Annotated in this window: 18 protein-coding genes; 4 read left to right on the top strand and 14 right to left on the bottom strand. The window is 43.3% G+C overall.

The genetic code is table 11. The features are described 5' to 3' along the window. Window positions 1–86: 86 nt before the first annotated feature. From ACT3ID_RS05350 to ACT3ID_RS05305, 10 genes are all read right to left on the bottom strand, one after another. A complete protein-coding gene (locus ACT3ID_RS05350; RefSeq protein WP_491540962.1) occupies window positions 87–1,166 on the bottom strand; it encodes an acyl-CoA reductase in 1,080 nt (359 codons plus the stop codon). Window positions 1,167–1,577: 411 nt separating this feature from the next. Further along, window positions 1,578–2,648, bottom strand: coding sequence for a LuxE/PaaK family acyltransferase (locus tag ACT3ID_RS05345; RefSeq protein WP_491540961.1), 1,071 nt, complete (start codon window positions 2,646–2,648; stop codon window positions 1,578–1,580). 162 nt (window positions 2,649–2,810) lie between these two features. Further along, complete coding sequence (gene purB, locus ACT3ID_RS05340) at window positions 2,811–4,109, bottom strand: adenylosuccinate lyase (RefSeq protein WP_491540960.1); 1,299 nt, start codon at window positions 4,107–4,109, stop codon at window positions 2,811–2,813. 193 nt (window positions 4,110–4,302) lie between these two features. Then, window positions 4,303–4,554 (bottom strand): hypothetical protein, encoded by a 252-nt coding sequence (locus ACT3ID_RS05335; RefSeq protein ID WP_491540959.1) that lies wholly within the window; start codon window positions 4,552–4,554, stop codon window positions 4,303–4,305. Between the two features lie 55 nt (window positions 4,555–4,609). Next, complete coding sequence (locus tag ACT3ID_RS05330) at window positions 4,610–5,854, bottom strand: DUF5343 domain-containing protein (protein ID WP_491540958.1); 1,245 nt, start codon at window positions 5,852–5,854, stop codon at window positions 4,610–4,612. 439 nt (window positions 5,855–6,293) lie between these two features. Beyond that, complete coding sequence (locus ACT3ID_RS05325; RefSeq protein ID WP_491540957.1) at window positions 6,294–7,823, bottom strand: M48 family metalloprotease; 1,530 nt, start codon at window positions 7,821–7,823, stop codon at window positions 6,294–6,296. Window positions 7,824–7,892: 69 nt separating this feature from the next. Beyond that, window positions 7,893–9,794, bottom strand: coding sequence for a DUF2779 domain-containing protein (locus ACT3ID_RS05320; RefSeq protein ID WP_491540956.1), 1,902 nt, complete (start codon window positions 9,792–9,794; stop codon window positions 7,893–7,895). A gap of 2 nt (window positions 9,795–9,796) precedes the next feature. Next, window positions 9,797–10,834 (bottom strand): UDP-N-acetylmuramate dehydrogenase, encoded by a 1,038-nt coding sequence (murB, locus tag ACT3ID_RS05315; protein ID WP_491540955.1) that lies wholly within the window; start codon window positions 10,832–10,834, stop codon window positions 9,797–9,799. Window positions 10,835–11,090: 256 nt separating this feature from the next. Further along, window positions 11,091–12,476, bottom strand: a complete 1,386-nt coding sequence (locus ACT3ID_RS05310; RefSeq protein ID WP_491540954.1) for a hemolysin family protein — start codon at window positions 12,474–12,476, stop codon at window positions 11,091–11,093. Window positions 12,477–12,639: 163 nt separating this feature from the next. Further along, on the bottom strand, window positions 12,640–13,086 hold the full coding sequence (locus ACT3ID_RS05305; protein ID WP_491540953.1) for a single-stranded DNA-binding protein: 447 nt from the start codon (window positions 13,084–13,086) through the stop codon (window positions 12,640–12,642). Window positions 13,087–13,425: 339 nt separating this feature from the next. Between ACT3ID_RS05305 and ACT3ID_RS05300 the strand changes: the two genes are divergently transcribed. Together ACT3ID_RS05300 and ACT3ID_RS05295 are read left to right on the top strand one after the other, a co-directional pair. Further along, a complete protein-coding gene (locus tag ACT3ID_RS05300) occupies window positions 13,426–16,140 on the top strand; it encodes a S9 family peptidase (RefSeq protein ID WP_491540952.1) in 2,715 nt (904 codons plus the stop codon). A 61-nt stretch (window positions 16,141–16,201) separates the two neighbouring features. Further along, the gene (locus tag ACT3ID_RS05295) at window positions 16,202–16,378 is read left to right on the top strand and encodes a hypothetical protein (protein WP_491540951.1); all 177 of its coding nucleotides are present in this window, start codon (window positions 16,202–16,204) and stop codon (window positions 16,376–16,378) included. Window positions 16,379–16,935: 557 nt separating this feature from the next. Here the strand turns inward: ACT3ID_RS05295 and ACT3ID_RS05290 are convergent. Both ACT3ID_RS05290 and ACT3ID_RS05285 read right to left on the bottom strand, forming a co-directional pair. Then, window positions 16,936–18,624 (bottom strand): acyl-CoA dehydrogenase family protein, encoded by a 1,689-nt coding sequence (locus ACT3ID_RS05290; protein WP_491540950.1) that lies wholly within the window; start codon window positions 18,622–18,624, stop codon window positions 16,936–16,938. A gap of 728 nt (window positions 18,625–19,352) precedes the next feature. Beyond that, entirely contained in the window at window positions 19,353–20,546 is a 1,194-nt protein-coding gene (locus tag ACT3ID_RS05285) for a phosphoglycerate kinase (RefSeq protein WP_491540949.1), read from the bottom strand. A 205-nt stretch (window positions 20,547–20,751) separates the two neighbouring features. Between ACT3ID_RS05285 and ACT3ID_RS05280 the strand changes: the two genes are divergently transcribed. Then, entirely contained in the window at window positions 20,752–21,915 is a 1,164-nt protein-coding gene (locus ACT3ID_RS05280; protein WP_491540948.1) for a cysteine desulfurase family protein, read from the top strand. Continuing rightward, window positions 21,912–22,484 (top strand): LOG family protein, encoded by a 573-nt coding sequence (locus ACT3ID_RS05275; RefSeq protein ID WP_491540947.1) that lies wholly within the window; start codon window positions 21,912–21,914, stop codon window positions 22,482–22,484. Before ACT3ID_RS05280 ends, ACT3ID_RS05275 begins: the two co-directional genes overlap by 4 nt. 20 nt (window positions 22,485–22,504) lie before the next feature. On the opposite strand, the gene ACT3ID_RS05270 is transcribed toward ACT3ID_RS05275, so the two are convergent. Both ACT3ID_RS05270 and ACT3ID_RS05265 read right to left on the bottom strand, forming a co-directional pair. Then, complete coding sequence (locus ACT3ID_RS05270) at window positions 22,505–22,996, bottom strand: hypothetical protein (RefSeq protein WP_491540946.1); 492 nt, start codon at window positions 22,994–22,996, stop codon at window positions 22,505–22,507. 204 nt (window positions 22,997–23,200) lie between these two features. Continuing rightward, window positions 23,201–25,084 (bottom strand): AMP-dependent synthetase/ligase, encoded by a 1,884-nt coding sequence (locus ACT3ID_RS05265; protein ID WP_491540945.1) that lies wholly within the window; start codon window positions 25,082–25,084, stop codon window positions 23,201–23,203. Window positions 25,085–25,200 lie beyond the last annotated feature (116 nt).

Raw genomic sequence — 25,200 nt, 5'->3', positions numbered from 1 at the left:
AGAACACAGATAAAGCGAATATTTTTTTACTATCAAAAGGCAATTGTTCCAAATCACAAATTTGCACCAGTTTATAAGGGTACTTTTTAGTCCGTTTTTGCCAACCACTCTAAAGTATCCACACCATCCGGCTTCCAGGAGATCGGCGGCCGTTGAGCATCGGAGAGATATTCGGTGCGTTCTTGCCAGCCGGGGATCTCAACATCAGGATGCGGTACATATAAACTTTGTAGCTCATCACTGTATCTGTCAGCCAATTCTGCAGCCTTTGACTCCTCTCCCGGCACCCAGTAGCACACAAAATCCTGATCCAGCTCTATACCACCCTCCTGCAGTAGAAAATAATCCAGCCAGGCCTGCGGACGTTCAACAGCTTTATTATAAGCAAATTGCTGCCTCAACTTTGGCTGCGGTGTTTTGTGCTGAGGATTTTCGAGCCAGAAACTCTCGATATAATCTGTTAACTCACATTTTACAGAATCCAGGGAATATGGTGACACTACGATAGCTGCCGAACGACATCCCATTCCTCCATAGCGGAAAATGGCTTCCACCAAATCTTTCATCGATCGCTCATTCTTCCGGTCGAGATAAGCGATAGAAAAATGAGCCGTTCGTATAAGATAGCGTGCATTGTCTTTTGCTAAATTCCATTTTTTGATAGCCCTTTTTACACCCGGCACCGAAGATTCCGATCCCGCAAAAATGATGGTGTCGTGTCGCATATCTTCAAAATCATTTAAGCGATGCGTCCACTGCACATCTCTGTCTGTCCATAGAGCTGTTTTCTTTACTTCATTTAAAAATGTAGGCAGCAAATAGGGATCTTTTCGGGAAATCTTTCCGACATAGCGCCCGCCGCTCAACAGCGTAGCAAAAGCATCCTGGAATCCCACCAATGGCAGATTTCCCGCATGCAAGCACAACACATTTTGTCCGTCGGTATCATGTTCATCATCAATTCCTGCTCGTTCAACCCATTCTTCAAGTGCTGTTTTATTAATGCTTTTCTTGACTGCCCGAATCGCAAATGTAACATCCTCAAAACTGAAATACCCCTCTCTTACAGTCTTGTCTATGGCGTCCATCAGATAATGGTTGTCTTTTTTGAGCCAGCTTTCGGATGCTTTTAACAGAGTTTCTATGCGTGTTTGTATTTCTGCCATTGTTTTGTTTCAATTCTTTGCCAAACTTTGTGCACCTTCGTGTAGCTTTGTGAAAAACGTTTCACAGAGAGTCACAAAGCAGACACGGAGTTACACCATTTACGGTTTAGAATTAGATAAATTCTGAATTCAATTATTATTTTCCATCTGACCCACCCCTTACTCCCCTCCTAAGGAGGGAGAATAAACCCCTTCCGAATTTCTATGGTTCTTTAAAATCCGTGAGAATCCGTGGGCATTGTATAGCCAGATACTGTCCCAAGCGAGACTCTTGCGACAGCTCGTGCTGAGTAATTCCTCATTAAATCCTTCAGGTGTTGCATCACCTTTTACATCTCCCCTTTTGTAAGGGGAGATAAATCTTTATCAATTCCGTACCAATCCCATCCTTACTTAAGGAGTGGTTGGTAATCAATCCTCATCAATTAAAAAGTTACAGCCACGCAAGTCTTTTGGATTCCACCGCCCCAGTACCCTAAAGCGATTTTTATTATCCATTACGCCTTTATCACCAGTCAATAAAAAAGAGCAACTGTGGACATTCGCTAAATCAATTACACCAATCAAGCCCTCTTCGTTCGGTGACTGTTCCCGGAATGGATCATCCGTATTTCTAATTGTCACCTTCATCCACGGCACGGTCCGAAACCACTGTCCACCGGTCGCATAGGCCTGGCTCAACAGCTCGGCCATGCCATACTCTGAATGGATGCGACTCCTATCCAATCCAAAGCCGCTGGCCAGACGCTTATGTAATTCCTGCTTTGATACTTCGCGCCGGTGTGTTTTCATGCCGCCGGTCTCGATGACAATGCTATTGGATGGCAAATTTACCTTTTGCATCTCCAACAGGTCCAGAAGCCCAAAAGCGGCACCAAACAAAATCAGCTGCTTACCCTGGCGCTCAACTTCGTTGACAGCATTTTTTTTCAACGGCTTATCCAGTGGAAGAAAACGACTGAGTCCGCTGTTATCCTGCTCGATAAGTTTCTGAATCATGTAGATCAATGACGAATGAGGATTGTCGGCGTATCCGGGCGTATATCCCCAGACAACAGCATTATCGTGATTATAGAAATGACGAAATCCTTTGAGAATTGACTGATCGTAGATCGATGCATCCAGCACCCGGTGCTCACTTCGCTGCATATCCGTGGTGCCGCTGCTTTTGAAGGTTATATCGGGCTCTACGTTGGGTTTGGTCGTGACATTAGCATCTTTAAAGGCTTTAATCGGAAGTAAAGGGTAACCCAATGTGTCATTCCGAACTTGTTTCGGAATCTTTTGCTTTTTGTTTAAGTCATCAGCTTCAGATCCTGAAACAAGTTCAGGATGACATGAGGCTTTATCTAGTGTTGTGCCCAATGCCTTACAATAACGACGGTAAACGGGATTATTCTCAAACTGGTATTCGAACACCTGTTGGGCCTTCTCTTCAAAGGATATTTTATCCGCAAAAATAAAATTCGCCCAATTTTTCATCCGAAAAAATAAGTTTGTTATACCACAGAGTTACACAAAGGAGCGCAGAGAACCACAGATAAAATCTCGCTTTGTGTCTACTTCTTGAATTTTTGTGCAACAGATTTTCTAATATCTCAACCTGCGAAAATTTACTACATCCGCTAAACCAGCGTTTCTATTCTATTCCAGCCCCACCCGCTCAAAGATTCGCTCGATATTCCGCGTGTGATGATCCAGGTCAAAAGCTTCGTCAATATCTTCATCACTGAGTGTGGAAGTAATGGTCTCGTCGGCCTCCACCAAATCGCGGAACATGATTTTTTCTTTCCACGCCTTCATCGCCAGCGGCTGGACAGTGTCATATGCCTTTTCTCGGGATAATCCACCCTCATCGATCAGCATGTGCAGCAGACGCTGTGAGAAAGTGAGCCCGTACGTTTTGTAGATATTTTCTTTCATATTCTCCTCATAGATCGTCAACTTTTCGACCACACCGGAAAATCGATTGAGCATATAATCCAGCAGAATGGTAGCGTCGGGCAGGATGATACGCTCAACCGAAGAGTGCGATATATCACGCTCATGCCACAGCGGTATATTTTCGTAAGCCGACATCATATACCCGCGCAACACGCGTGAGCAACCAGATATATTTTCGGAGCTCACCGGATTCCGTTTATGCGGCATCGAGGATGAACCCTTCTGTCCTTCCCGAAAGTACTCTTCGGCTTCACGAACTTCACTGCGCTGCAGATGACGAATTTCCACGGCCATTTTCTCCATGGTGGATCCGATAAGTGCCAGCGTTGAAATGTAATCGGCATGTCGGTCGCGCTGCAACGTCTGCGTAGAAATCGGGGCCGGACTCAATCCCAATTCTTCACAGACCGACTCTTCCACTTCCGGCGGAATATTCGCAAAGGTTCCTACGGACCCGCTCATTTTGCCGAATTCTACAGCGTCGGCGGCTTTCTCAAAACGCTCAAGGTTGCGCTTCATTTCAGCATACCAAAGCGCGCATTTGAGTCCGAATGTGGTCGGCTCAGCATGAACCCCGTGGGTACGTCCCATCATCACAGTATATTTGTGCTCTTTGGCTTTTTCAGCCAGTATATCAATTATATGCTCAATATCTTTTCGCAGGATTTCATTGGCCTGCTTCAGGCGATAACCATTAGCTGTATCTACAACATCAGTTGATGTCAGCCCGTAATGTACCCATTTTTTCTCGTCACCGAGCGACTCCGAAACCGACCTCGTAAATGCCACGACATCGTGACGCGTTTCCTTTTCGATTTCTTTAATCCGATCGACATCAAATGAGGCATTTTCATACAGTTTTTCGACATCTTCTTTGGGAATTTTACCCAGCTTGCTCCAGGCATTACAGGCAGCCAGCTCGACCTCGAGCCAAGCCTGGAATTGATTTTCCAATGTCCAGATGTCGGCCATTTCTTTGCGGGAATATCGCTCAATCATGAAATATGTAATCAGCTAAATTTAATTTTTATGCTGCTCAAAGATATTGGAAATATTGATAAAAATAAGAAGAGATCGTCCCCAGACAATTGTGGCTTTTGAATCAAAAAACATTTGAAATGAATCAGTGGTATTCGATAGTCCAGGCGTTAACGCCTAGACTATCTATACATTCGGCATAGCTCTTTGAAACCTAATTCTTGTTTCGCCCAGATTCCAAAAGCCCCTCTACTAAATCATCGTAAGAATTGATTTCTATATCTTCCCGTGGCGTTTTTAAATAGATGCTACCATTTAATACCAATTGGAATTTCTTCGATTTGTAGTTAAAATCAATAATTCTATGATCATCTTGCGGATTAAAATATGGCCTGCTAACAGAATTAATAAAAAATATTTCGTGTTTTAGCTGTTGTCCCAAAGATAAAAATAGACGTTCTTTCATCGCACTCACCTCTTTTATTTAGTTATTTCTCTCTTTTTAATTGTATCATAGCGAATTACGCAAAAACCATTAAAATATCATCAAATGCCTCTAATGCTAATTCATCATTTTCTAACTGTTCGAGCAACTCTGCTTTTGTATACATTGCTTTTGCCAATAAACCTTTATTTTGCTGGGTTTCCTTAAATCGAGGGACAGCCTCATCTAGTATTTCCAATGCTTTTTTAAGTTGTTCATCTTCAATTAAGATTTCTGCCAGTCGTATAAACGCGTGATCCACTGCTTCAGTAAATTCTTTCTTTTCAGCAGTTCCCAGCCGCTCAATAACTTTAGGATAAATAGAGATCAGGTAATCTTTTAACTCTAACTTTTCCGCCGTTTTCATCTTTTTTATGAGCGCAACGGATGCCCATTCGTAAAGTTCTGACTTATCAGAGTTGGCAAATCTTTGATACACTTTATCCAGAGCTGGCAGTGCCTCTTCATATCTGCTCAGCTTGTATAATAATTCTGCCTTTTTGATGTACGCTTTGTTAACAAAAGTAATTATTTGATCCTCATCACTTTCGCCATTTGATTTACCATTAACTTCCGGATTTATCTGTATAGATGAGCTATCTGGATTTTGGGATAAAGACTGTTCTTTCCCATTGTTTGCTTTGTCCACCGTGCCGTTTACTGATTCAGATACTGTACCACCCTTTTCTGTGGATTCTGTCGATTCTATCTCAGCAACAACGGCCTGAGATTTCTTTCTCTCGTTAAGAGGTTCATCCTGCTCCTCTTCCGACTTTTCTTCATCGGCATCAGCTTCTTGGGATTCGATTTCAGAAGATGTATCAACTTCCTTCTGTTCCAGTACGGTTTCAAATGTTTCCGGCCCTACATAATCTACCAAGACCTTGAAAGTATTAACCATATAGTTGATTATGATACTGGATTTTTCCTCGTCCAGCGAAGACTCTAATAATTTCAGAATCTCTTCTTTCGGCTGTCTATAAATGTCAGGATTCTCTTCAAAAAGATCTCTGTACGCATTTACAACTCCGGTTACTAATGCTTCTTTTGATGTAGCAGAGCCCCTGAATTTTTCTAGCAGTGGAGTCGGAGTATTGTCGTCATTCAAGAATTGCAATTCCTTAAAAAAGTTCAGGATAAGACCATCAGCCGGATCTGCATAACCTAATCGCTCTAAATAATTTTTATCTATTTGATCCGGAAGAGTATCGGTATTACGCAGAACCTCTGCAATCTCTTCAAAATTAGAAGTATTAGTAAAATATTTTGCTGTTATACCCATAGCTCTCCTGATGCTTTTTAACCTTTATTTTTTGCTGAAACCTGATCCTCTTTTAGTCCATCAAATCGTGTACCAATTCGTGTTTTTATATCGTTAGAAAATACTTAAATAATTATCGGGTATAAGAAGCTGCTTAGAAATTAATCACCAAGATGTCATATAATAAAAGAGGCGGGCCAGTCTAGTAATTATTACAACAGGAGTCGCGAATAAATTACACGTTATTAATAATTTCTTTAGATGATGAGAAAAAAGTTCTCATTCACTCATTCAATGAAGGGGCCCATTCATCACAACGAGTCAATACTTCAATTAGCTCATATGATGAGCCATAGCTTTCTTATTTTTACGAGAATGGACTTATCAACAACTGAAGTGCTAAGTCCCAGCCCTCTCAAAATTCCTGTGTGCAGAGATTCACCGGCTATATCTTTCTCCACTATTTGTCATTCTCAAAAAAATCATCATCTCCCTCACCTCCTTCAAGAATTTTTATCCAACTCCCCTCTTCTATAGTCTCATCCACTTCGACCTGATTGGCTATGGCAATGTCCTCTTCTGTGATATCCCGAGGCAGGTTATCCGGCAGAAATGAAGATATTGTCCCCGACTCATCTACTTGCATCGTTTGCAGACGTGTCGGCTGAATATCCAGAATATCTTGATCTGTCAATGACTCAAAAGAATTGCTCGTTTCTTCGAAGTCTCGCTGATAGTTAGAAAATCTATCTGTCGAAGTGTATGAAACGAATCGGTAAATATTATCATCATATTCAACTCCAAATACATAAAACCCATATTCATTCCCTTCCTCATCAACAGCTGAGGCAACTGCTTCGTGGGCTTCTAATCCGTTCGTACTAGTAGAATTTTGCATCTCTACACTAAATCCTTCCTGGTTGACATAATTAGCTACCGAAGCTTCCGGTGATTCAGCCTCATTATCAATCTGCATAATTATAACGGCATCTTCCTCTTCACTTATAACCCCCACCAAATTGGGACGATTGACGAGTTGCCAGCTGGATGGATAGCTGAACTGGAATTCAAGTTCGGGATGATAAAACGTGCCGTCCTCGGCAAATCCTTCGCGGGGATTTTCTCCGAAGATAAGTCCGTCAATCTTCTCCATATATTCTTCAGTATCTTCAATATTTTGCTCATACCCTTTTTCGCGCCATTTCTGCGCCAGTTCGGGAATGGTGTTGGCCCGCTCTGAAGGGTCGGGATGAGATGATTGCCAAGTGGGAATATCCTGTCCAGCTTGCTCGGATATCCGCTCCAGAGCGCTGAAAAAGCCCGCGCCGTCTGCAGCATCATAATTATTCATAGCCGCATATTCTACGCCCAGTCTGTCAGACTCCCGCTCATCATCACGGCTGTACTTCAAAAATAAAAACTGTGCAGCTGCACCCCCCAGCTGCAAAACGTCTTGTCCGGGTATACCAAGCAACTCCTGCCCGGCTACCGCACCGCCGATCAATGCAAGCTGTCCCATCTGCTGCTCAAAAGCACGCTGCGAGGCATGACGCGCCGCAACGTGTGCTATTTCGTGTCCCAAAACTACCGCCAGTTGCGCCTCATTTTTGACATGAGCAAGCATCCCGCGCGTGACATATATAAACCCTCCCGGCAGGGCAAAAGCGTTAGGAACGGGACTGTTTAAGACCTTAAAACTAAACTCAGTATTTCGATATTTTTCGTCCGTATCTTCGCGGCGCATGTGGCTTTCCTCAAGTACGTCCTGCCCTACTGTCTCAATATAATGCTGCAGCTCTTCATCATCATACACGCCATATTGCTGCTGAATTTGCTGATCCGCTTCCTTCCCTATTTTAACTTCTTCCTCCCAACTGTATCCGTACGCTCTTTTGGACCCTGTCACCGGACTTCGCTGCACTGTACAAAAACTCACAAACAGTGCAAGGATTACAAAAATTGTAAGATGTTTTATGTGGGCAGTCTTCATCACGAATAGTTTCTTTTAAGGTTAACAACATATAAATTTAAGCATTTCAAAGATGTTCCCAACTATAAATTAACGTGACTTCATAACATCTTTCCAATGCTGATAAATCATCACCATAGCCAATGTATCGAGCTCACAATATTTGAGAAGTGCCGTTTGATATGCCTGTCGCTCTTTAACCGCTAAATTGCGAGCAATCATTTTTCCATAGACAACCATCGCCTCGGTACCCCGGCTAATCGGTGAGTCCCCGGTTTCCCGCAGCAAGTTATAGGGATTACGGGCTTTGCCTTCCCCATTAGATTGCCACCAAATTATTTCGTCAAAATTCTCACTGGAATAAGGCTTGCTATACTTCTTCTTTAGAAATTCACTATGATCCATCACCGATCGTAACACATCTTTTATGCTGAGTGAGTTTTCCATTTCGCTGTTATAGTAAAAATCTTTCACCAACCGGCTCAAATCAGCCAGATATGGAGACTCGTAATGTGATGAGTCATGGCGGTTGATGATAGGCGTAAGCCACTCGATCAGCTGCTCGGCATCGTGCACCTCTTTTTGTTCTTTGATCAGTTCGCGACGAATTGTTTTTAAGGCATGACGTTCAAAGTTTGAATATTGTACGATCGTACCCTCTGTAATTTGCGGCACTTCTTTTAACGCTCTTATCAGCTCAAAATTAGGATAGCTGTTATTGGGTTCACTGATAAACTGATGGTGCTTCCAGCTTCCATCCTGATATAAAGTGTGGCAAGAAAACTGAAATATCACGAGATCATACGGAGATCGATTTTTTCGGATCGGAACAGCATAATTTCCGGCTTCAAAATCCAGAAAATGAAGTGGATACTCCCATCGCTCCAACTCTTTAAGAAGATCGGGACGAATGATCTGCTCCGGAATCGAATGCCCCTTTGCTTTATGAATTTGAAGCGACTGACGCATCAGGTGGGTTAAACGTCCATTCGAATTTTCAATTTGATCCGGCGACATAATATTATCCGCCGAAATATTCCGCTGATCATAGATCTCTTGCTCAATCCACTGTTGTGTACCCGGACCGATAAGATCAAACAGATGTGACTGCGAGGGATTATCACTCTTCATATACGGCTGCCAGCACTCATTAAATCCGCTTACAACCCCGTTTGCAGCACGATCTTTTTCAATCCTGAATTCACACTCCTTGCATTTCAATCCGATATCTGTCACTTCACGGGATTTACTAAAATAAAGCTCTCGCAAATACAGAATAGAATCCTCAAAAGTATCTTTCGGCAGGTGTTCATCGGAAAACGAGGGATCAGTCATCACTTTTACAACCAGATCAGTAACATCAATTTGGGCCAACAGCTGTTGGTTGGTTGCATCAACTATAACAGGTTCCTCATTATCATCGAGCGGTTCAAGCAGTGAAATCAGATTATTCGTATAGCTCTGGCCATTCTTCTCGGGTAGTAATAAAAATGGTTTGATTTCGAGATCAGGGAAATGACGGCGGACCAAATAAACCTGGTAAGCAAAATCGATTAGATAATCGCGCCACTTGCTGTAAATACCCCTCTTTGCATCAGCCAAACGATGTTTGCGCGAATCAAATGCTTTGGTTTGAATATGAAACAGCGTAAGCTGGCTATCCTGTTTGTGTACGATAGGCAATCGCCCCATCATTTGCCGGTGCTCAAAAATAGCGTTAAAAAGCACCACTTCATCCCGATTGAGAAGCTGCTTGGTTTTTGATGCCGCCTCTGACACGTTCTCATCCCTGATAAAAATCCCATCGGGATATACCGAGCGCGCCAGAGCTTTTAACAATCGTTTATTATAAACCGCGTGCTTAATAAATGGTACACTCCGAAGATCCTCCGGATAATTCTGCGCATAATAATACAACCTCGTAGGACATTCGATACCGGTTCCAAAAAGATGCTTTGTGAAATAGTCCGTTTGTTGAGAAGTGGCGATCATTATCATTCAATTATATTCACTTCGGGTACCAGCTCTATACCAAATTGATCCTTTACCGATGCGCGGATTTCTTTGGATAGCTGCAGGATCTCTTCGCCTGTTGCCCCGCCGTGATTGACGATCACCAGCGCCTGTTGCTCATACGTACCGGTATTTCCCACAACCTTGCCTTTCCATCCGGTTTCTTCGATCAACCAGCCCGCTGGAATCTTAAATTTACTCTCATTCATCGGATAGGCGGGCATATCGGGATAATCCTGATGTATTCGTTCATATACCTGTTCCTTAACTACCGGGTTCTTAAAAAAACTGCCGGCATTGCCCAGCGTTTCGGGCTTCGGAAGCTTACTGTTTCGGATCTCAATCACAATATCGCTAATGTCACGAATAGTAGGATTCGTAATGCCTTTTTCCTCAAGTTTATCCTGTACTGCTCCGTACGAAGTATTGAGCTCAGGATTTTTAGAAAGCCTGAGCACCACATTGGTGACGATCACGATACCTTTCAATTCTCCTTTGAAAATGCTGTCGCGATAACCGAATTCACAGTGCTCTTTTTCGTACTTCCGAGTTGCACGCCCTTCGATATCCACTGCTTCAAGCCATTCGAACACTTCCTCCAATTCCACGCCATAGGCCCCAATGTTCTGAATGGGTGCTGCTCCCACCGTCCCGGGAATGAGCGACAGATTTTCAATGCCGCCCCATCCTTTTTCCACACAGTAGCGAACGATATCATGCCAATTTTCACCGGCTCCGATTTTTAACCAAACGTGTTCGTCAGTTTCTTTAATCACTTCGCGTCCCATAATTTCAATATGCAGCACCAATCCTTCATAATCATCAACAAAAAGTATATTGCTTCCTCCGCCCAATATCATGATTTGAAGATCAGAAGAGCCGGGATGCATCAATATTTCTTTCAGCTGTGATTCGCTTTTAACTTTGGCAAAATACTTTGCTTTAGCAGAGATATTCAGCGTGTTATAAGACTGCAAATCAACATCAGTCTCTACTAATGATTCAAAAGAAGCCGTCATTAAGAAAATTAACCTCGCTATTTGTGTTTACGCAATTTGGGATTAGGTTTAAAGGCCTGAGTACGCTATTGTGTTTTATCCGAACCCACCCCTGCCCTTGTGGAATCTCCCGATACATCGGGAGGCCACTTTTGTGGCATTCCACAGGGCCTGTCTCCTTTCCGAAAAGCTTTCGGGAGGGATCTAGGGGTGTATCATCATCTATTATTCATTATCTCATTATCATAATAACTCTATGTTTTACTCACACGATCTATTAGTGATGTTCTTTTGGTGATTTGGGTCGATCCTGGACCTTCACGCGCAGCTTTTTTACCCGGTTATTTTCGACCGAATGGATAGTAAGCTCCAGGTTTCGGTAGTAAACGCGTTCACCGACATTGGGTATACGTTCGGTGAGATGATAAATTAATCCGCCGAGCGTTTCATAATCATCTTCATCGGATGTCAGATCGCATTCCAGAATTTCTTCCATATCATCAAGATCGATTCGGGCATCAAAAATATAGACACCGCTCTTAAATTTTGTATAGAGCTGTTCTTCCATCTCATCATACTCATCCGAGATATCGCCGACGATCTCTTCCAAAATATCATCCAGTGTAACCAACCCCTCGGTACCTCCGTACTCATCCACGACGATAGCAATATGCGTTTTCTCCTGCTGGAAATCGCGCAGCAGATCATCCAGTTTCTTTGTGGATGGAATAAAAAGTGCCTTGCGGGCAATCGTTCGCCAGTTTATCGTCGTGCGGTCAATATCGGAATTAATATACGGCAATACATCCTTAGAATGGATCACGCCAATAATATTATCGAGATCATTCTCATAAATTGGCATCCGGGAAAGCCCCTTAGCCCGAATTAAATCCAGCACCTCTTCGAGTGAGTCATTGGTTGAGATCGCTACAATATTTATGCGGGAAGTCATAATCTCGCGTACTGTAGTACTGCCAAACTCGATCACATTTTCAATAATTTCCCGTTCATCGCTCTTAATCGATCCCTCCTGCTCGCTGACCTCCGCCATTGTCATCAGGTCTTCGGTCGTCATTTTGCTGTCGGGCTTCGGAAGTCGTTCTTCAAGGCTCAATGTACTGTTGGCAATCATTTTAGAAAACGGTTTAAAAAGCACGAACAGCACATAAATAAACCGGCTCATTCGCCGCGCTATCTTCAAAGGATCATTGATGGCCATCACTTTGGGAGTAATCTCGCTGAGAATCAAGATCGTAAAGGTGAGCACAACTACTTCGACGACATAGACAAACACCTCAGAAAGTCCAAAATATGCAGCCAAGTTGCCCGTTACGACCGCTGCAAGTACTGAAGCTATTATATTCGCGAATGTGTTGCCGATAAGGATGGTGGCTAACAAGCGGCGTGGACGTTCGAGCATCCGAATGATTAGACGGTCAGCTGTACCCTTAAACTCTCCTTCGGAAAGCAGATCCTGCTTATTTACCAGAGAGAAGAAAGCCACTTCCGAACCCGAAAATAGAGCCGAGAACAGCAGTCCAAGTACGATAAAAGCTATTTGAACAGTTAATTCGACAGGATTCAGAACGGGATCAAAAAGAACAGTCTCCTCGCCCTGTATAACAAATTCAATAATAAGTAATAAACTACTCGGGTCGTCCAATTACCTTGGCTTTCTGCTTGTTTTACTTAAAGCTATGTACTAAGAAGTTGTCGTGCAAGAATAGAAAAAGCGGTAAAGCAATAACGCCTTACCGCTTTTAACCCAAATTATTCACAATAATAAGATTTCTTGGAGAATATCCGGGTTAATATTTTATAGTTTACTAAAAAGGCAGATCGTCATCGATATCATCAAAATCTTCGTTCAGATCTACGCTGCTCGATACCGGCTGTGAACTATCCGGTTTCTTGGGCACATCAGCATCGCCCGCACTGTCGCCCTTGCTGTCGAGCATCTTCATCGTCAGCGCTTTGATTTCTGTGGTATAGCGGGTTTGACCTTCTTTGTCTTCCCACTTGCGTGTCTGTATAGGTCCTTCGATATAAACCTGAGAGCCTTTCTTCAAATACTCCTGGCAAATTTCTGCCAGACGTCCCCAGGCCACCACGCGGTGCCATTCTGTGTTCTCTTTCCATTCGCCCATGTTGTCTTTGTACCGCTCAGATGTTGCCACTGATAAATTAGCTACTGCAGTATTTGACTGAGTATAACGTACCTCCGGATCCTGCCCCAAACGGCCAATAATCATTGCTTTATTGAGTGAACTCATAATGTTTTCCTCGTTTGTTTTAATTGTTTCGCTCTAAAGGTAAGATATATTTCGGAGGAAATCCTTACAGAAAATTTTTGATTTTTACCAATTACCTATTTGTAAATAGGTAAAAAAATGAATTTTAGAGGTTAAAAATACCAATTTTCTCCCGATGTCATGATCCGGGATCTCGTAAGGTCCGGGTAAAGTTTATTTTTGAATTACAAAGTAAAAATCAAAAGGCGCTTTTTTGCTAGAATCTAACCTTATGATGATAAAAAATTTATTATAATAGTCTTTTTGGCTTTCTTATTAATAGCATCATTCCTTAACAGATCTAAAAACAAATAATCTGATATGAAAAAACTGTGTGCTCTCCTCTGCGTTGGTTTATCGCTTTTTTGTTCTACAGACATAATGGCTCAATCCGAAGAATGGTCGGTGCAAGATGTAATTAACCAAGAGCGTGCTTCGTCGCTGGAATTTTCTCCGGATGGCAATTTGCTGGTCTGGGTAAAATCGAGCCCCGACAAAGAAAAAGACGCTATCCAAAGTGACCTTTACCTCACGCATCTGAATAAACAAAAAGATGGAAAGTATAAAACGATTCAGCTTACGCGCGGAAATGAATCTGATCACAGTCCGCTATTCTCTAAAGACGGGGAAACAATTTATTTTCTTTCCTCTCGTGATGACGGCAAAAAGCTCTGGGCTATGAGTACGCTCGGTGGAGAAGCCTATGAAGTTCATGAATTTGAAACGGGCATCTCTGATATCCAGTGGCTGGATGACAAGAAACTGGCTTTTGAATCCAACGAGGGGAAAACGCTCTACGAACAAAAGCTGGAGGAGAAAAAAGACAACACTGTAGTGGTTGAAGATACGGCTCATTATAAACCGAGTCGCATCTATTCGTTTGACCTGGAAGAGAAAGAGATCACACGGCTTACGGATAATGACTATCCCGTTGGAGAGTATGAGGTATCAAAGGATGGCAAATGGTTGATCACTTCTCACATTATGTCGCCTACTTACGCGGCCGATGCGCAGGACAAACCGGAATATTATTTGTGGAATCTGGAAAACGGAGCAAAAGAGCAGGTTTTAACGGATGGATATCAGACGCCGGGTAACTTTGAATTTACGGCCGACAATGAAGGCTTCTACTTTATATCTGTTAAGTCTTCTGATCCGGAATGGAATGGCGCCGGGAAAAGTGTGTTGCACTATTTTTCGCTGAATAATAAAAACGTTACTGATGTACCGATCAATTGGGACTGGGGCCTGGGCTCCGGATTTGACGTTTTCGGTAACGATGTGATGGTTGGTCTGGCTAACGGACCGACGGTAAAACTAGCTTATCTCGAAAAAGAAGGCGACAGCTGGAATAAAAAGTCTGTGGATGCCGGATCAATGAACGAGCATATCACCGTAACGGCCGTGGGCCAAGATCACCAAAAAATGGTGTATGTATATTCTACGGCATCTCTTCCGCCGCAATATCGCATCGCTGAACTGGATAACGGCCAAAGCTCTGTCTCTATCCCCGAAGGAAACGAAGTGATCAAACTGAATGAATATCTGGACAAGAAGAAAAAAGCAAAAACCGAAGTGGTGCGCTGGACCGGAGCGCTGGATGAGGAAGTAAACGGCATTCTGTATTATCCCCATGATTATGAGGAAGGTCGGAAATATCCGCTTGTCGTAACCATTCACGGGGGACCCTCAGGCGTTGATATGGATCGATGGAATGAGTCATGGACTGATTTCAATAATATTATGGCGCAAAAAGGGGCTTTTGTGCTACAGCCGAACTATCACGGTTCGGGTAATCACGGACAGGAGTTTGTAGAATCAATCAAAGGCAACTATTACGAGTATGAGCTGCCGGATATCGTCTCGGGTGTCGAAATGCTGATTGATGAGGGTAAAGTCGATCCTGACTCTCTGGGCGTTAAAGGATGGTCGAACGGTGCTATCCTAACGACGATGCTCACCGTAAAGCATCCCGATATGTTTAAAGTAGCCGCACCGGGAGCAGGCGACGTCAACTGGACCTCCGATTACGGCACCTGTCGCTTTGGCGTTTCTTTTGATCAAAGCTACTTTGGCGGTGCTCCGTGGGATGACACCGATGGGAAGATTTTTAACAACACCTATATTCAAAAGTCACCGCTTTTTGAGATGGAAAAAGTCAAAACGCCTACGATCATCTTCCACGGAAGTGAAGATCGGGCCGTTCCGCGTGACCAGGGATGGGAATACTACCGCGCTTTACAGCAGGTTGATCAGGCACCAGTGCGTTTTCTGTGGTTCCCCGATCAACCGCACGGACTCCAAAAAATCACGCATCAGACACGCAAAATGGAGGAAGAAATCCGCTGGTTCGATAAATATCTGTTTGGCGACTATGAACCAGAAAATGAAGCATTTAAGGAAGAGAGTCCTATCGCAGAGCTTCTCAAAAAGGATAAAGCTCAAACCGATGATGGACTGTTCGGTGTGATGCAGAATGGTATACTCGTACCCGAAACTGTAGTAATAAAAAAAGATTCTACCTCTATTGGTCGCTTTGAAGTAACAAATGCCCAGTATGCGGCATTTGCTCCCGGGCATTCGTATGCTGACGTACGGGCCAATTATCCGGTGACGGGAATCAGTCAGGATGAAGCCCGCAAGTATATTAATTGGCTTAATGATCAAACAGGAGAAACGTATAGACTACCAAATAAAGATGAAGCAGAAAGTCTGAATAAGGAAGCTAGAAAAGTTGCTGCCTCAGAAAATACACTTAACTACTGGGCCGGATACGATATCACCCTTGATGAGGTAGCGGAATTTCGCCAAAAGATGGAAGAGCTCAACCATACGCTGCTAAAGGAAGCGGGATCGTATAAAAGCACAAAAGTCGGGGATGCGCATATCTTTGATCTTGGCGGTAATGCTGCTGAATGGCACAGTGGGTCTGACAACAGTACTTACGGATATTCTGCGGTTAACTTTGTTGATAAGCGCAGCAATACATCTACTGCTCCTGATGAGTATACTGGATTCAGAGTTATCAAAGAATAGTTAATAAGCTGTACTAATAGTTTTTAGGGGCTCGATCCGCCACAAACCCAAACATCTCGTTGTGCCGCTCTGCTACACAACGTACCTTCGTCCCGGAGCAGAGCACCGGGACGAGATGTTGCTATTTTTTATCGAAATTCAGCATTGGGGATTAGAAGCTGTTATGTTTTCGTTTAGCAAATCAGCTGGTGTAGGCTTAACCAACGATGGTGATGCAACGTTGATCAGCATGTCTTAGCCGCTGATCTACAAATTTCATCATGGATAATGATATTGCCGCACGGGATCCTCCCGACAGCTGTACGGGACGGGATGACGTCGTGTGGCATTAAATTTTCACCTCATTGCGAAGCCCAGCTTCGGAACGGCAACGATGAAGCTCTGCTTCCAACAGATAATTACATCCCAAGCAGGAGCTTTGGTTATGATTATTCCTAGAACCTGAAGGTGAATCATCAGGCTAAGAAGCAGAAAACCGAAGCTCACTTGAAGTGAGCTTTTAAATGAAATTCGTAGCCCATGGATTCATCCGTGGGTAAAGTATTGTATTCCAAGTAACGGGATCAAAGCTCCCTCAAAACTACAAAACAGATAATATAAATATATCTGTCACGCACCAGAGGTACTAATTCTCCACCCGTGTCATTGCGGACCCGCCTATGCTGAAGCTTCGGAGGACAGGCTTGATCCGCAATCTCGTACGGCAAAAGACACAAGTCTGCCAATAACCAGGTCAGCGTTTTCTACAATACATGAAAGCTCCGCTTAATATTTGTATAAGCAAAAAGATCTCCGTTAGTATTCCCAGCCAACCAGTTCTTCAACTTTCTCCAATGACAACGGAGTTCGCATATCCGCTGACTGATCGAAGGAATCCGCCAAATACTGCAACGCAATTTCAAAACGACTACTATCGGCAACTTCTTTCTCTTCGATTAACAGCGCCATCTGAAAAAGCTTGATCAACTGCTTGAACATCGGCCTGGCGGTGGCTTCAACTTTATCTTGGCTATCTGTTTTTTGGATAGATTTCCAGATCGATTGCACCTTTGCAAGCCTGTTTGCCAACAAATCTCCATGATCGAGAGACTCTCCGGCGGCCTCTTCGATAAGTTCAAATACAATCTGCAGGCCTTCTGATTTGGTAGCAGCACGGAGCATATCCAGCACAATAATGTTGCCCGATCCCTCCCAGATCGGCAGCACATTTATATCCCGCAGCAGCTTTGGCATCACAAAATCCTCGATATAACCATTACCACCCATTAGTTCCATGCATTCACGAACAGCATAAACTGCCTGCTCGGCCGATCTCCATTTGGCCATCGGAGTAAGTATTCGCAATAAGCTTTTCTCCCTTTCATCCCCTGTTTCAGCGGCATCCATCGCCCGCAGACCGCGCCAGACCAGTACAAAATCTGCCAGATATTCCGATCCCAATTCATGAAATTTCTCGCGGATCAGTGCGTGCTTAACGGCTCGTTTTCCAAACGTAACACGATGATTCAGATACTGCCAGGCTTCGATAATCGCTCGTCGATTCCCTGCCAGCGCACCCACAGAATTATAGTTCCGTGATATGTTGATCATCTGAGCCATAATTTTGAATCCCTGGCCCTCTTCACCCAGCCGTTTGCCAACCGTATCTGTAAATTTCACTTCGCCTGTGGCCATCGATCGCACGCCCAACTTATCCTTCAAACGAATAATCTCCATCGGGTTTCGGCTGCCGTTCGGCAGGGATTTCTCCACCAGAAAAAGTGATAGCCCACGCGTACCCTCTTTGAGCGGACCTGTTCGCGCCAGTGCCATGATGACATCCGCATTTACATTACTGCAAAACCATTTTTCACCATTCAGCCTGTAGCGACTGCCCCCTATTTTATCAGCTGTGCTAAGGTTAGCACCAACATCTGATCCACCCGATTTTTCGGTCAGGAACATTGCTCCTGAAAATAGTTCGCTTCCACGGCGTGCTCCCATTTTTGGCAGTAAACGTTTTTGTTCATTTTCACTCCCAAACTGCTCAATCAAATATGCTGCACCGTCAGTCATACAATGAGGGCAGTACTGTCCCAGCTCGCTCATTGCATAAAGCTGTCCCAAGCCAAAACCCATACAGTGACGAGCACCAGAGAAGTCCCCTTTTTTGTCGGGATGATATTTCAAATAAAACATTTCCGATTCGGCAGCGATATCCATCAGTTTCCAATAAGCCGGATGGAATTCGACGCTGTCTATGTCCTGCCCCAGTTCATTTCGCTTTTTTAGCACCGGTACATGCTGATCAGCCTGTTGAGATAATTCGTTCATAATTCCGGCAGCTAGTTCACCCATTCGCACCAAATGTTCACTTAAATATTGGCGTTGGGATTCCGTTAAATGCCGTTTTAAATATGAACGGAGAATCAGATCGCTTTTAAAAAAGTTGATGCTTGGGTGATAATCATCGGTAAGAACTTTGTTTTTGGGATGATTTGTCATGGCGGGCTCTCCAATGTTTTATTCAGAATCACTAATAAATACGAAAGTCTGCAGCATTTTTAAAGATAAGGAATAAACCCCTCTTACGTCTCCCCTTGTAAAGGGGAGAATTTTTATGAGCTGACTTTGTAAATTTTCTCCTGTAAAAGTTGAGTCAGTTACTGGTACACTTTAACTTGCACCAGTTAGAGATTTTAGTCGGCGGAGAGATCTTTGTTTTTGATACGAAGTGACAAACAGAAGCCTTTGCAAAACCATCTGATGGCTGATTTTACCATCCGATGGGTGTGACAGAGCTTTGTTGACCCATCCGATCGCAAATTCAGCGGTCGGATGGGATAGTAATTAAAAAACTTCAAACAAAGATTTCTCACTACGCTACGCTCCATTCGAAATGACAGGATGGAGGTATAGCCCAGATTCTCACAAATATTTATGATATGTTTTTGTAACTTGATACGCATACAGTTACATCGATATTTAGAGACAAAATTACAACAGTATGTTTTTGCTGCGAAAATTGGGTTAGTTATGGAATAATTGTACCAATAACAGCAATTACTCCGTGCAGCTCTGTGTCTCCTCCGTGGATCTTTGTGGAAAAGCCATAGTCATCACATTAAAAGTCCTTATTCTGCGAAAACAGCTTGATTATTATGTAGGTGCAAAACCACCAAACAGGCCTACCTTCAATCAGTTCTAATCTGTGCAGATCTGTGGCCCTTAAATTACTTATCCGTCAATGCAACCACACCCGGCAGATCTTTTCCTTCGAGGAACATTAAACTGGCCCCACCGCCAGTTGAAACATGCGAAACCTCGTCATCAAGTCCTGCCTGCTTGATGGCTGAGGCCGAATCACCACCTCCTATAATAGTGGTTGCACCTAAATCGGTAGCCTCCGCCAACGACTCTGCAACAGAGTTGGTTCCACCGGCAAAATTGTCCATTTCAAAAACACCCATCGGTCCATTCCAAACAACCGTTTTGGCATTTTTAATAATATTTCCAAACGCTATAGACGACTGGGGACCAATATCTACGCCCATCCAGCCATCTTCAATACCATCTTCACCCACAACTTTGTGTTCCGCGTCATTATTAAATTCTTTGGCAATAATAGAATCCACAGGAAGAACAACATTTACGCCCTGTTCATCAGCTTTTTCCATAAGTTTCCGGGCCAGATCTACTTTATCTTCTTCAACCAGAGAATCTCCGACAGGTAATCCTTTGGCTTTATAAAATGTATAGGTCATACCGCCGCCAATTAAAATAGAATCCACTTTACTAAGTAGATTTTCGATGACACCGATCTTGTCAGAGACTTTAGCTCCACCAAGGATAGCTACGAAAGGGTGTTCAGGATTATTGACTGAATCATTCAGGTACTTAATCTCTTTTTCCAACAGATACCCCGATACGGCCGGCTGCAGAAAGCGAGTAACTCCAGCTACCGAAGAATGGGCGCGGTGGCTGCTGCCAAAGGCATCATTGCAAAAAAGGTCGCCGTGCTCGGCCAATTGCTTGCAAAAGTCTTCGTCATTGGCTTTTTCGCCCTTGTGAAAACGAACATTCTCGAGCAGTACAATCTCTCCATTTTTGGCTTGATCAATGACTGATTTTGCTTTTTCTCCGATGCAATCTTCTGCAAAATGGACTTTGGTATCAACCAGCGTTTGCAAGTGCTCGGCTACCGGCTTCAGGCTCAGCGATTTATCAACTTCCCCGCCCGGGCGTCCCAAATGACTCATCAGAATAAGTTTACCGCCGTTTTCGGTCACATAATTTATCGACCGTAATGCTTGCACAATCCTGTTGTCATCTCCAATCTCTCCATTTTCAATCGGAACATTAAAGTCTACACGCATTAATACTTTTTTTCCTTCAATCTCTACATCTTCCAGCGTCATCTTGTTCATAACTTTAAATAATTTCTTGAGTATAAATAACATTCAGTTGAAGTTACCAGCTTCTGTAAAATCGTCCAAACCGGTTATTGAACTGGTAGTTATTCTAACATAATACTTTCTTGCTCAACATTTACATAGCCTCCTGGACAACCTGCTTTTGTTTACAATTTTAAATATCTTTGATTGATGAAAATAGTAACTTAAAAATCAGGATATGGATACCGTTTATTTTGATCACGCCGCAACCACACCTGTGGATGAACGGGTGCTTGAGGCAATGACACCCTACTTCACGGAACATTATGGAAATGCCAATTCTCCCCATCAACAGGGAAATAATGCCAAAGTTGCCGTTGAAGAAGCAAGGGAAACAGTTGCAGAAATAATCGGTGCAGAACCTGCGGAAATTATTTTTACCAGCGGAGGTACGGAAAGTGATAATTGCGCTATCAAAGGTGCGGTCCAGGCAACTGGTAAAACTGAAGTAATTACTTCTCCGCTCGAACATCATGCCGTATTGCATACTGTCGAAGCATTGAAACGCCATAACGTTACCCCCGTATATCTCGAGCCTGATGAAAAAGGAATTATTCATCCTGAACAGGTTGAGGAAGCTATCAATGAGAAAACTGCCCTGGTTTCACTAATGCATGTCAATAATGAAATTGGCTCCATTAATCCCCTTAAAGAGATCAGCAAAGTTTGTAAAGAATATGATGTTCCTTTTCATTCGGATACGGTACAAAGCGTGGGCAAAATTACGGTAGATGTTGACGAACTGGGTATGGACTTTCTCAGTATCAGCGGACATAAAATCTACGGTCCCAAAGGTATCGGCGTGATGTATATGCGTCATGCCACTCCCTGGCTGCCATGGATGCATGGAGGCTCCCAGGAACGTCGCCGCCGCGGCGGAACGTTGAATGTGCCCGGAATTATCGGATTGGCAAAAGCGATGGAGCTTACGACAAGTGAGATGGACGACCACCGGAAACATTTTATTAAGCTTCGCAAAAGACTTATCAACGGACTTGAAGAAACATTCGGCGACCGCTATCAAATTAATGGCGATGTTGAAAATGGCGTCCCCCACATTATTAATATTTCCTTCATTGATCCCGCAGGCAAAGGGCTTGACGGAGAAATGTTACTGCTAAATTTGGATGTTGAGGGCATCTGCGTATCAAATGGATCGGCTTGTACATCGGGTGCAATGGAACCTTCACACGTGCTAGAGGGTATCGGACTTGACGAAAAAACCGCCAATTCTAGCATCCGCGTCAGTCTGGGCAAACAAAATACAGTTGAGGAGATAGACTACTTTATTGAGAAGCTTGAAGTTGTCGTTGAACGCATGATGTCAACAGCCAAGGTATGAGCGACAAAAAAAGAGTTTGTATCTACTGCGGATCTAAAAAGGGAGATATGCCGGCTTACGCCGAAAAAGCAAGAAAGCTGGGTAAAACGCTGGCATTCCAAAATATTGGTGTAGTTTACGGCGGCGGATCTATTGGGCTGATGAATGAAGTTGCCAATGCCACGCTCAATCATGGTGGACAGGTACATGGAATTATTCCAAAGCATCTGCACGAAATTGAAGTAGCTCATCAACAGTTAACAGCTCTTCATATCACCGATACTATGCATGAGCGTAAAGCCCTGATGGCCGAACTTTCTGATGCATTCATTGCCCTCCCCGGCGGCTTTGGTACATTTGAAGAGCTGCTGGAAGCCACTACCTGGTTACAGCTCGAAATCCATTCAAAAGCTGTTATCCTTTACAATATAGAGGGATATTATGATAAGCTGATCGATTTTATCGATCACGCAATGGAAAGCGGCTTTATTTCGAAAAGCAATCGCTCGCGACTTAAAGTTGCTAATTCGGTGGAAGACTGTCTTGAACTGCTCCCATTTCAGACAAATAAACAGCACAAACCGGGTTAAACTTACGGGGAGAAATCAGCTTAGGAAAATCCCCCTAATCCCGGCTTATACAACCCTAACAGGATGCTTACCGTCACAAGTAGATACACAGCAATTGAAATTTTATAAGCGCTTCTCCATTGATCCGAGGTTCCAGAGCTAAGATTACTCTTTTCAAGCCTCGTTTTCCTTATAAAAATTATGCTGCGTTTTATAGAAACAACGACCATAATCAGAATAATTACAAACAGGATCTGCTTGAGTGTAAGCCAGGGATATAAAGCAATATTGAACCACCCCCACTGTGGACCACCAGATACAGAAACAAGGGCAATTCCCGAAATTAAGATTCCCAAGGCACCAAGATGACCTCCTAAGTGAGTTACGAGGCGTTCTATCCACATTAGCCTGCGCCTTCGTACAGCATCATCTTCTCTGCTTACCCAAAAGCCGTATATCATACTGCTGATGAACGCCAGCAGCCATGCGATAGAAGAGATAACATGAAGCCAATAAAAAAATTGATAGGACATAGTTAGGTAAACCTATTAGCATTTTAACACGATGCAGCACCTAAAGTGTTCGGAATCTTCCTGTGAAAAGGCATAAGTTGTCAGCCGACAGCTATCCGCTACTCAATAGCGGATTGTTGCTGCTGATAGCTGAATACTGTGAGACCTGACACCAAAGAAAGATTTAAACGCATAACCTTACTTTTAAAAGGTACTTTGCCAAAATTATGACTTTCCATCGGAAAATATATCATTGATCAAATGTCCATACTTATCTTCTACGATTCGGCGCTTGATTTTAAGAGTAGGTGTAAGTTCACCGGTTTCTACTGTAAATTCGTTAGCTACGAGCCGAAAATCACGTATTTTTTCATGTGATGCGAGCTCACTTGATCGACTGCGGACTTCCTGGCGATAGATTTTTTTGATCTCATCTTTATCCAGCAGTTCTTCGATAGAACTGTAGCTAATTTCTTGCTGTTTTGCATGTTCTTCCAGGACTTCGAAATCAGGTACAATCAATGCTGCCATATAAGGTTGCTTTTCACCGACAACTACCAACTGATCGATCCATTTACTCGTTTTAAACAGATCTTCGATCGGTCCCGGATAAATATTCTTGCCACCTGCGTTTACAATCATATGTTTAATACGATCTGTAATCTGGAGCTTTCCATCCACAAATTTTCCTACATCACCGGTATGCAGATATCCCTCGTCGTCAATCATTTCGCGTGTGGCTTCATTATTTTTCCAGTAGCCTTTCATCACATTAGGACCTTTGCACAAAATTTCACCCTGCTCAGACGTTTTATCTGTCGGATAATCTTCACCACTCAGCTCGGCAATGATTTTGTTGTCTTCGAGCCGCTGAATAGCTACGGTAACTCCCGGTATCACTTTACCAACTGTACCCATTACTTCATCGCCATAAGTATTGCAGGTCATTACCGGTGAAGTCTCAGTAAGTCCGTATCCTTCAATGATATGCAGTCCTGCCGCCATAAAAAATTCACCAATCTTGGCAGGTAATGCTGCTCCACCGGAGACAAAAAAGCGAATACGTCCGCCAGTACGTTCTTTCAGCTTATCAAAAACAAGTTTATCAGCTACCTTTTTCTGCAGAGAAATCAATCCACGCTGACCATTAGCATATTTGCGGCCAACACCCTGTGCCCATGCAAAAATTTTCTGTTTAATAGCCGTCCCTTCTTCAACACTCTTAGTAACAAGATTATAAATTTTTTCAAATAAGCGGGGTACACTAATTATAATGGTGGGACGAGCTTCGGTCATATTTTTAGCCACGGTATCCACACTTTCAGCGTAATATATTTCGGCACCGCCGGCCATCATGGCATAGTAACCAGCTGTTCGTTCAAACGAATGACACAACGGCAAAAACGACAGACAGCGATCCTGCTCATTGATCTCGATCTGCTGGTGAGCCGCTTTGATATTACTTACAATATTCCGATGGGTCAACATAGCTCCTTTGGGCTTGCCGGTAGTCCCAGAAGTATAAATTAGCGTAGCAAGATCCTCTGGCTCAATAGCTTTACTTCGCCGGTCAATTTCATCCTCATGCTTCGGATACAGCTTTAACCCTTCAGCCATTACTTTTTCAAACAATGATACGTACGGATCATCCAAATAGCTCTCGATATTCGGTTCGTCAAAAGCAATAATCTGTCGCAGGTGCTCGCAGTTATCAAAAACCTGACGTGCCTTTTTCAGCTGTATCCCGGTTGATACAAAAAATACTTCTGCCTCGGAATTTTGCAGGATATATTCACACTGATTGGGAGGCAGTGATGTATATAAAGAAACATTAACACCACCAATAAGCTGAATGGCCAGATCCGCTACGGCCCACTCGTATCGATTTTCACTTAAGATAGCCACCCGATCTCCGGCCTCTATGCCATGCTCAACCAAGTATGCCGCTAATGTATGAACATCCTCCGAAACCTGATTCCATGTAATTGTTTCATAATCGGCATCCGTTGCAGGTTTTCTGGCAAAAGCTGTTTTTTGCTCCCCATCATATTTCTTCTGTAAATTGAGGAACAATTCCGTTAATGTTTCAAAAGCTACAACTGTTGGCATAAGTTTTGAATTTTATTACCGTTAATACCCTGGCTACCTAAAGCAAAAACCAGCTCAAAACGAATATAACATTCTGAATTGAAAATTCAGCACTACCACAATGTTTTGTTTATTTT

This window comes from Fodinibius sp. GM108, from assembly GCF_058386985.1.
The sequence above is the reverse complement of the archived record's forward strand: the minus strand, read 5'-3'. Positions and strand labels throughout refer to the sequence as shown.

Excerpts from the sequence above, each read along its gene's own strand:
- ACT3ID_RS05350 (WP_491540962.1), bottom strand. The coding sequence starts at position 1,166 with ATGGCAGAAATACAAACACGCATAGAAACTCTGTTAAAAGCATCCGAA.
- ACT3ID_RS05270 (WP_491540946.1), bottom strand. The coding sequence starts at position 22,996 with ATGTCCTATCAATTTTTTTATTGGCTTCATGTTATCTCTTCTATCGCA.
- ACT3ID_RS05330 (WP_491540958.1), bottom strand. The coding sequence starts at position 5,854 with ATGGGTATAACAGCAAAATATTTTACTAATACTTCTAATTTTGAAGAG.
- ACT3ID_RS05275 (WP_491540947.1), top strand. The coding sequence starts at position 21,912 with ATGAGCGACAAAAAAAGAGTTTGTATCTACTGCGGATCTAAAAAGGGA.
- ACT3ID_RS05325 (WP_491540957.1), bottom strand. The coding sequence starts at position 7,823 with ATGAAGACTGCCCACATAAAACATCTTACAATTTTTGTAATCCTTGCA.
- ACT3ID_RS05320 (WP_491540956.1), bottom strand. The coding sequence starts at position 9,794 with ATGATCGCCACTTCTCAACAAACGGACTATTTCACAAAGCATCTTTTT.
- ACT3ID_RS05345 (WP_491540961.1), bottom strand. The coding sequence starts at position 2,648 with ATGAAAAATTGGGCGAATTTTATTTTTGCGGATAAAATATCCTTTGAA.
- ACT3ID_RS05305 (WP_491540953.1), bottom strand. The coding sequence starts at position 13,086 with ATGAGTTCACTCAATAAAGCAATGATTATTGGCCGTTTGGGGCAGGAT.
- ACT3ID_RS05280 (WP_491540948.1), top strand. The coding sequence starts at position 20,752 with ATGGATACCGTTTATTTTGATCACGCCGCAACCACACCTGTGGATGAA.
- ACT3ID_RS05335 (WP_491540959.1), bottom strand. The coding sequence starts at position 4,554 with ATGAAAGAACGTCTATTTTTATCTTTGGGACAACAGCTAAAACACGAA.
- ACT3ID_RS05285 (WP_491540949.1), bottom strand. The coding sequence starts at position 20,546 with ATGAACAAGATGACGCTGGAAGATGTAGAGATTGAAGGAAAAAAAGTA.
- murB (WP_491540955.1), bottom strand. The coding sequence starts at position 10,834 with ATGACGGCTTCTTTTGAATCATTAGTAGAGACTGATGTTGATTTGCAG.
- ACT3ID_RS05290 (WP_491540950.1), bottom strand. The coding sequence starts at position 18,624 with ATGACAAATCATCCCAAAAACAAAGTTCTTACCGATGATTATCACCCA.
- purB (WP_491540960.1), bottom strand. The coding sequence starts at position 4,109 with ATGATTGAGCGATATTCCCGCAAAGAAATGGCCGACATCTGGACATTG.
- ACT3ID_RS05300 (WP_491540952.1), top strand. The coding sequence starts at position 13,426 with ATGAAAAAACTGTGTGCTCTCCTCTGCGTTGGTTTATCGCTTTTTTGT.
- ACT3ID_RS05265 (WP_491540945.1), bottom strand. The coding sequence starts at position 25,084 with ATGCCAACAGTTGTAGCTTTTGAAACATTAACGGAATTGTTCCTCAAT.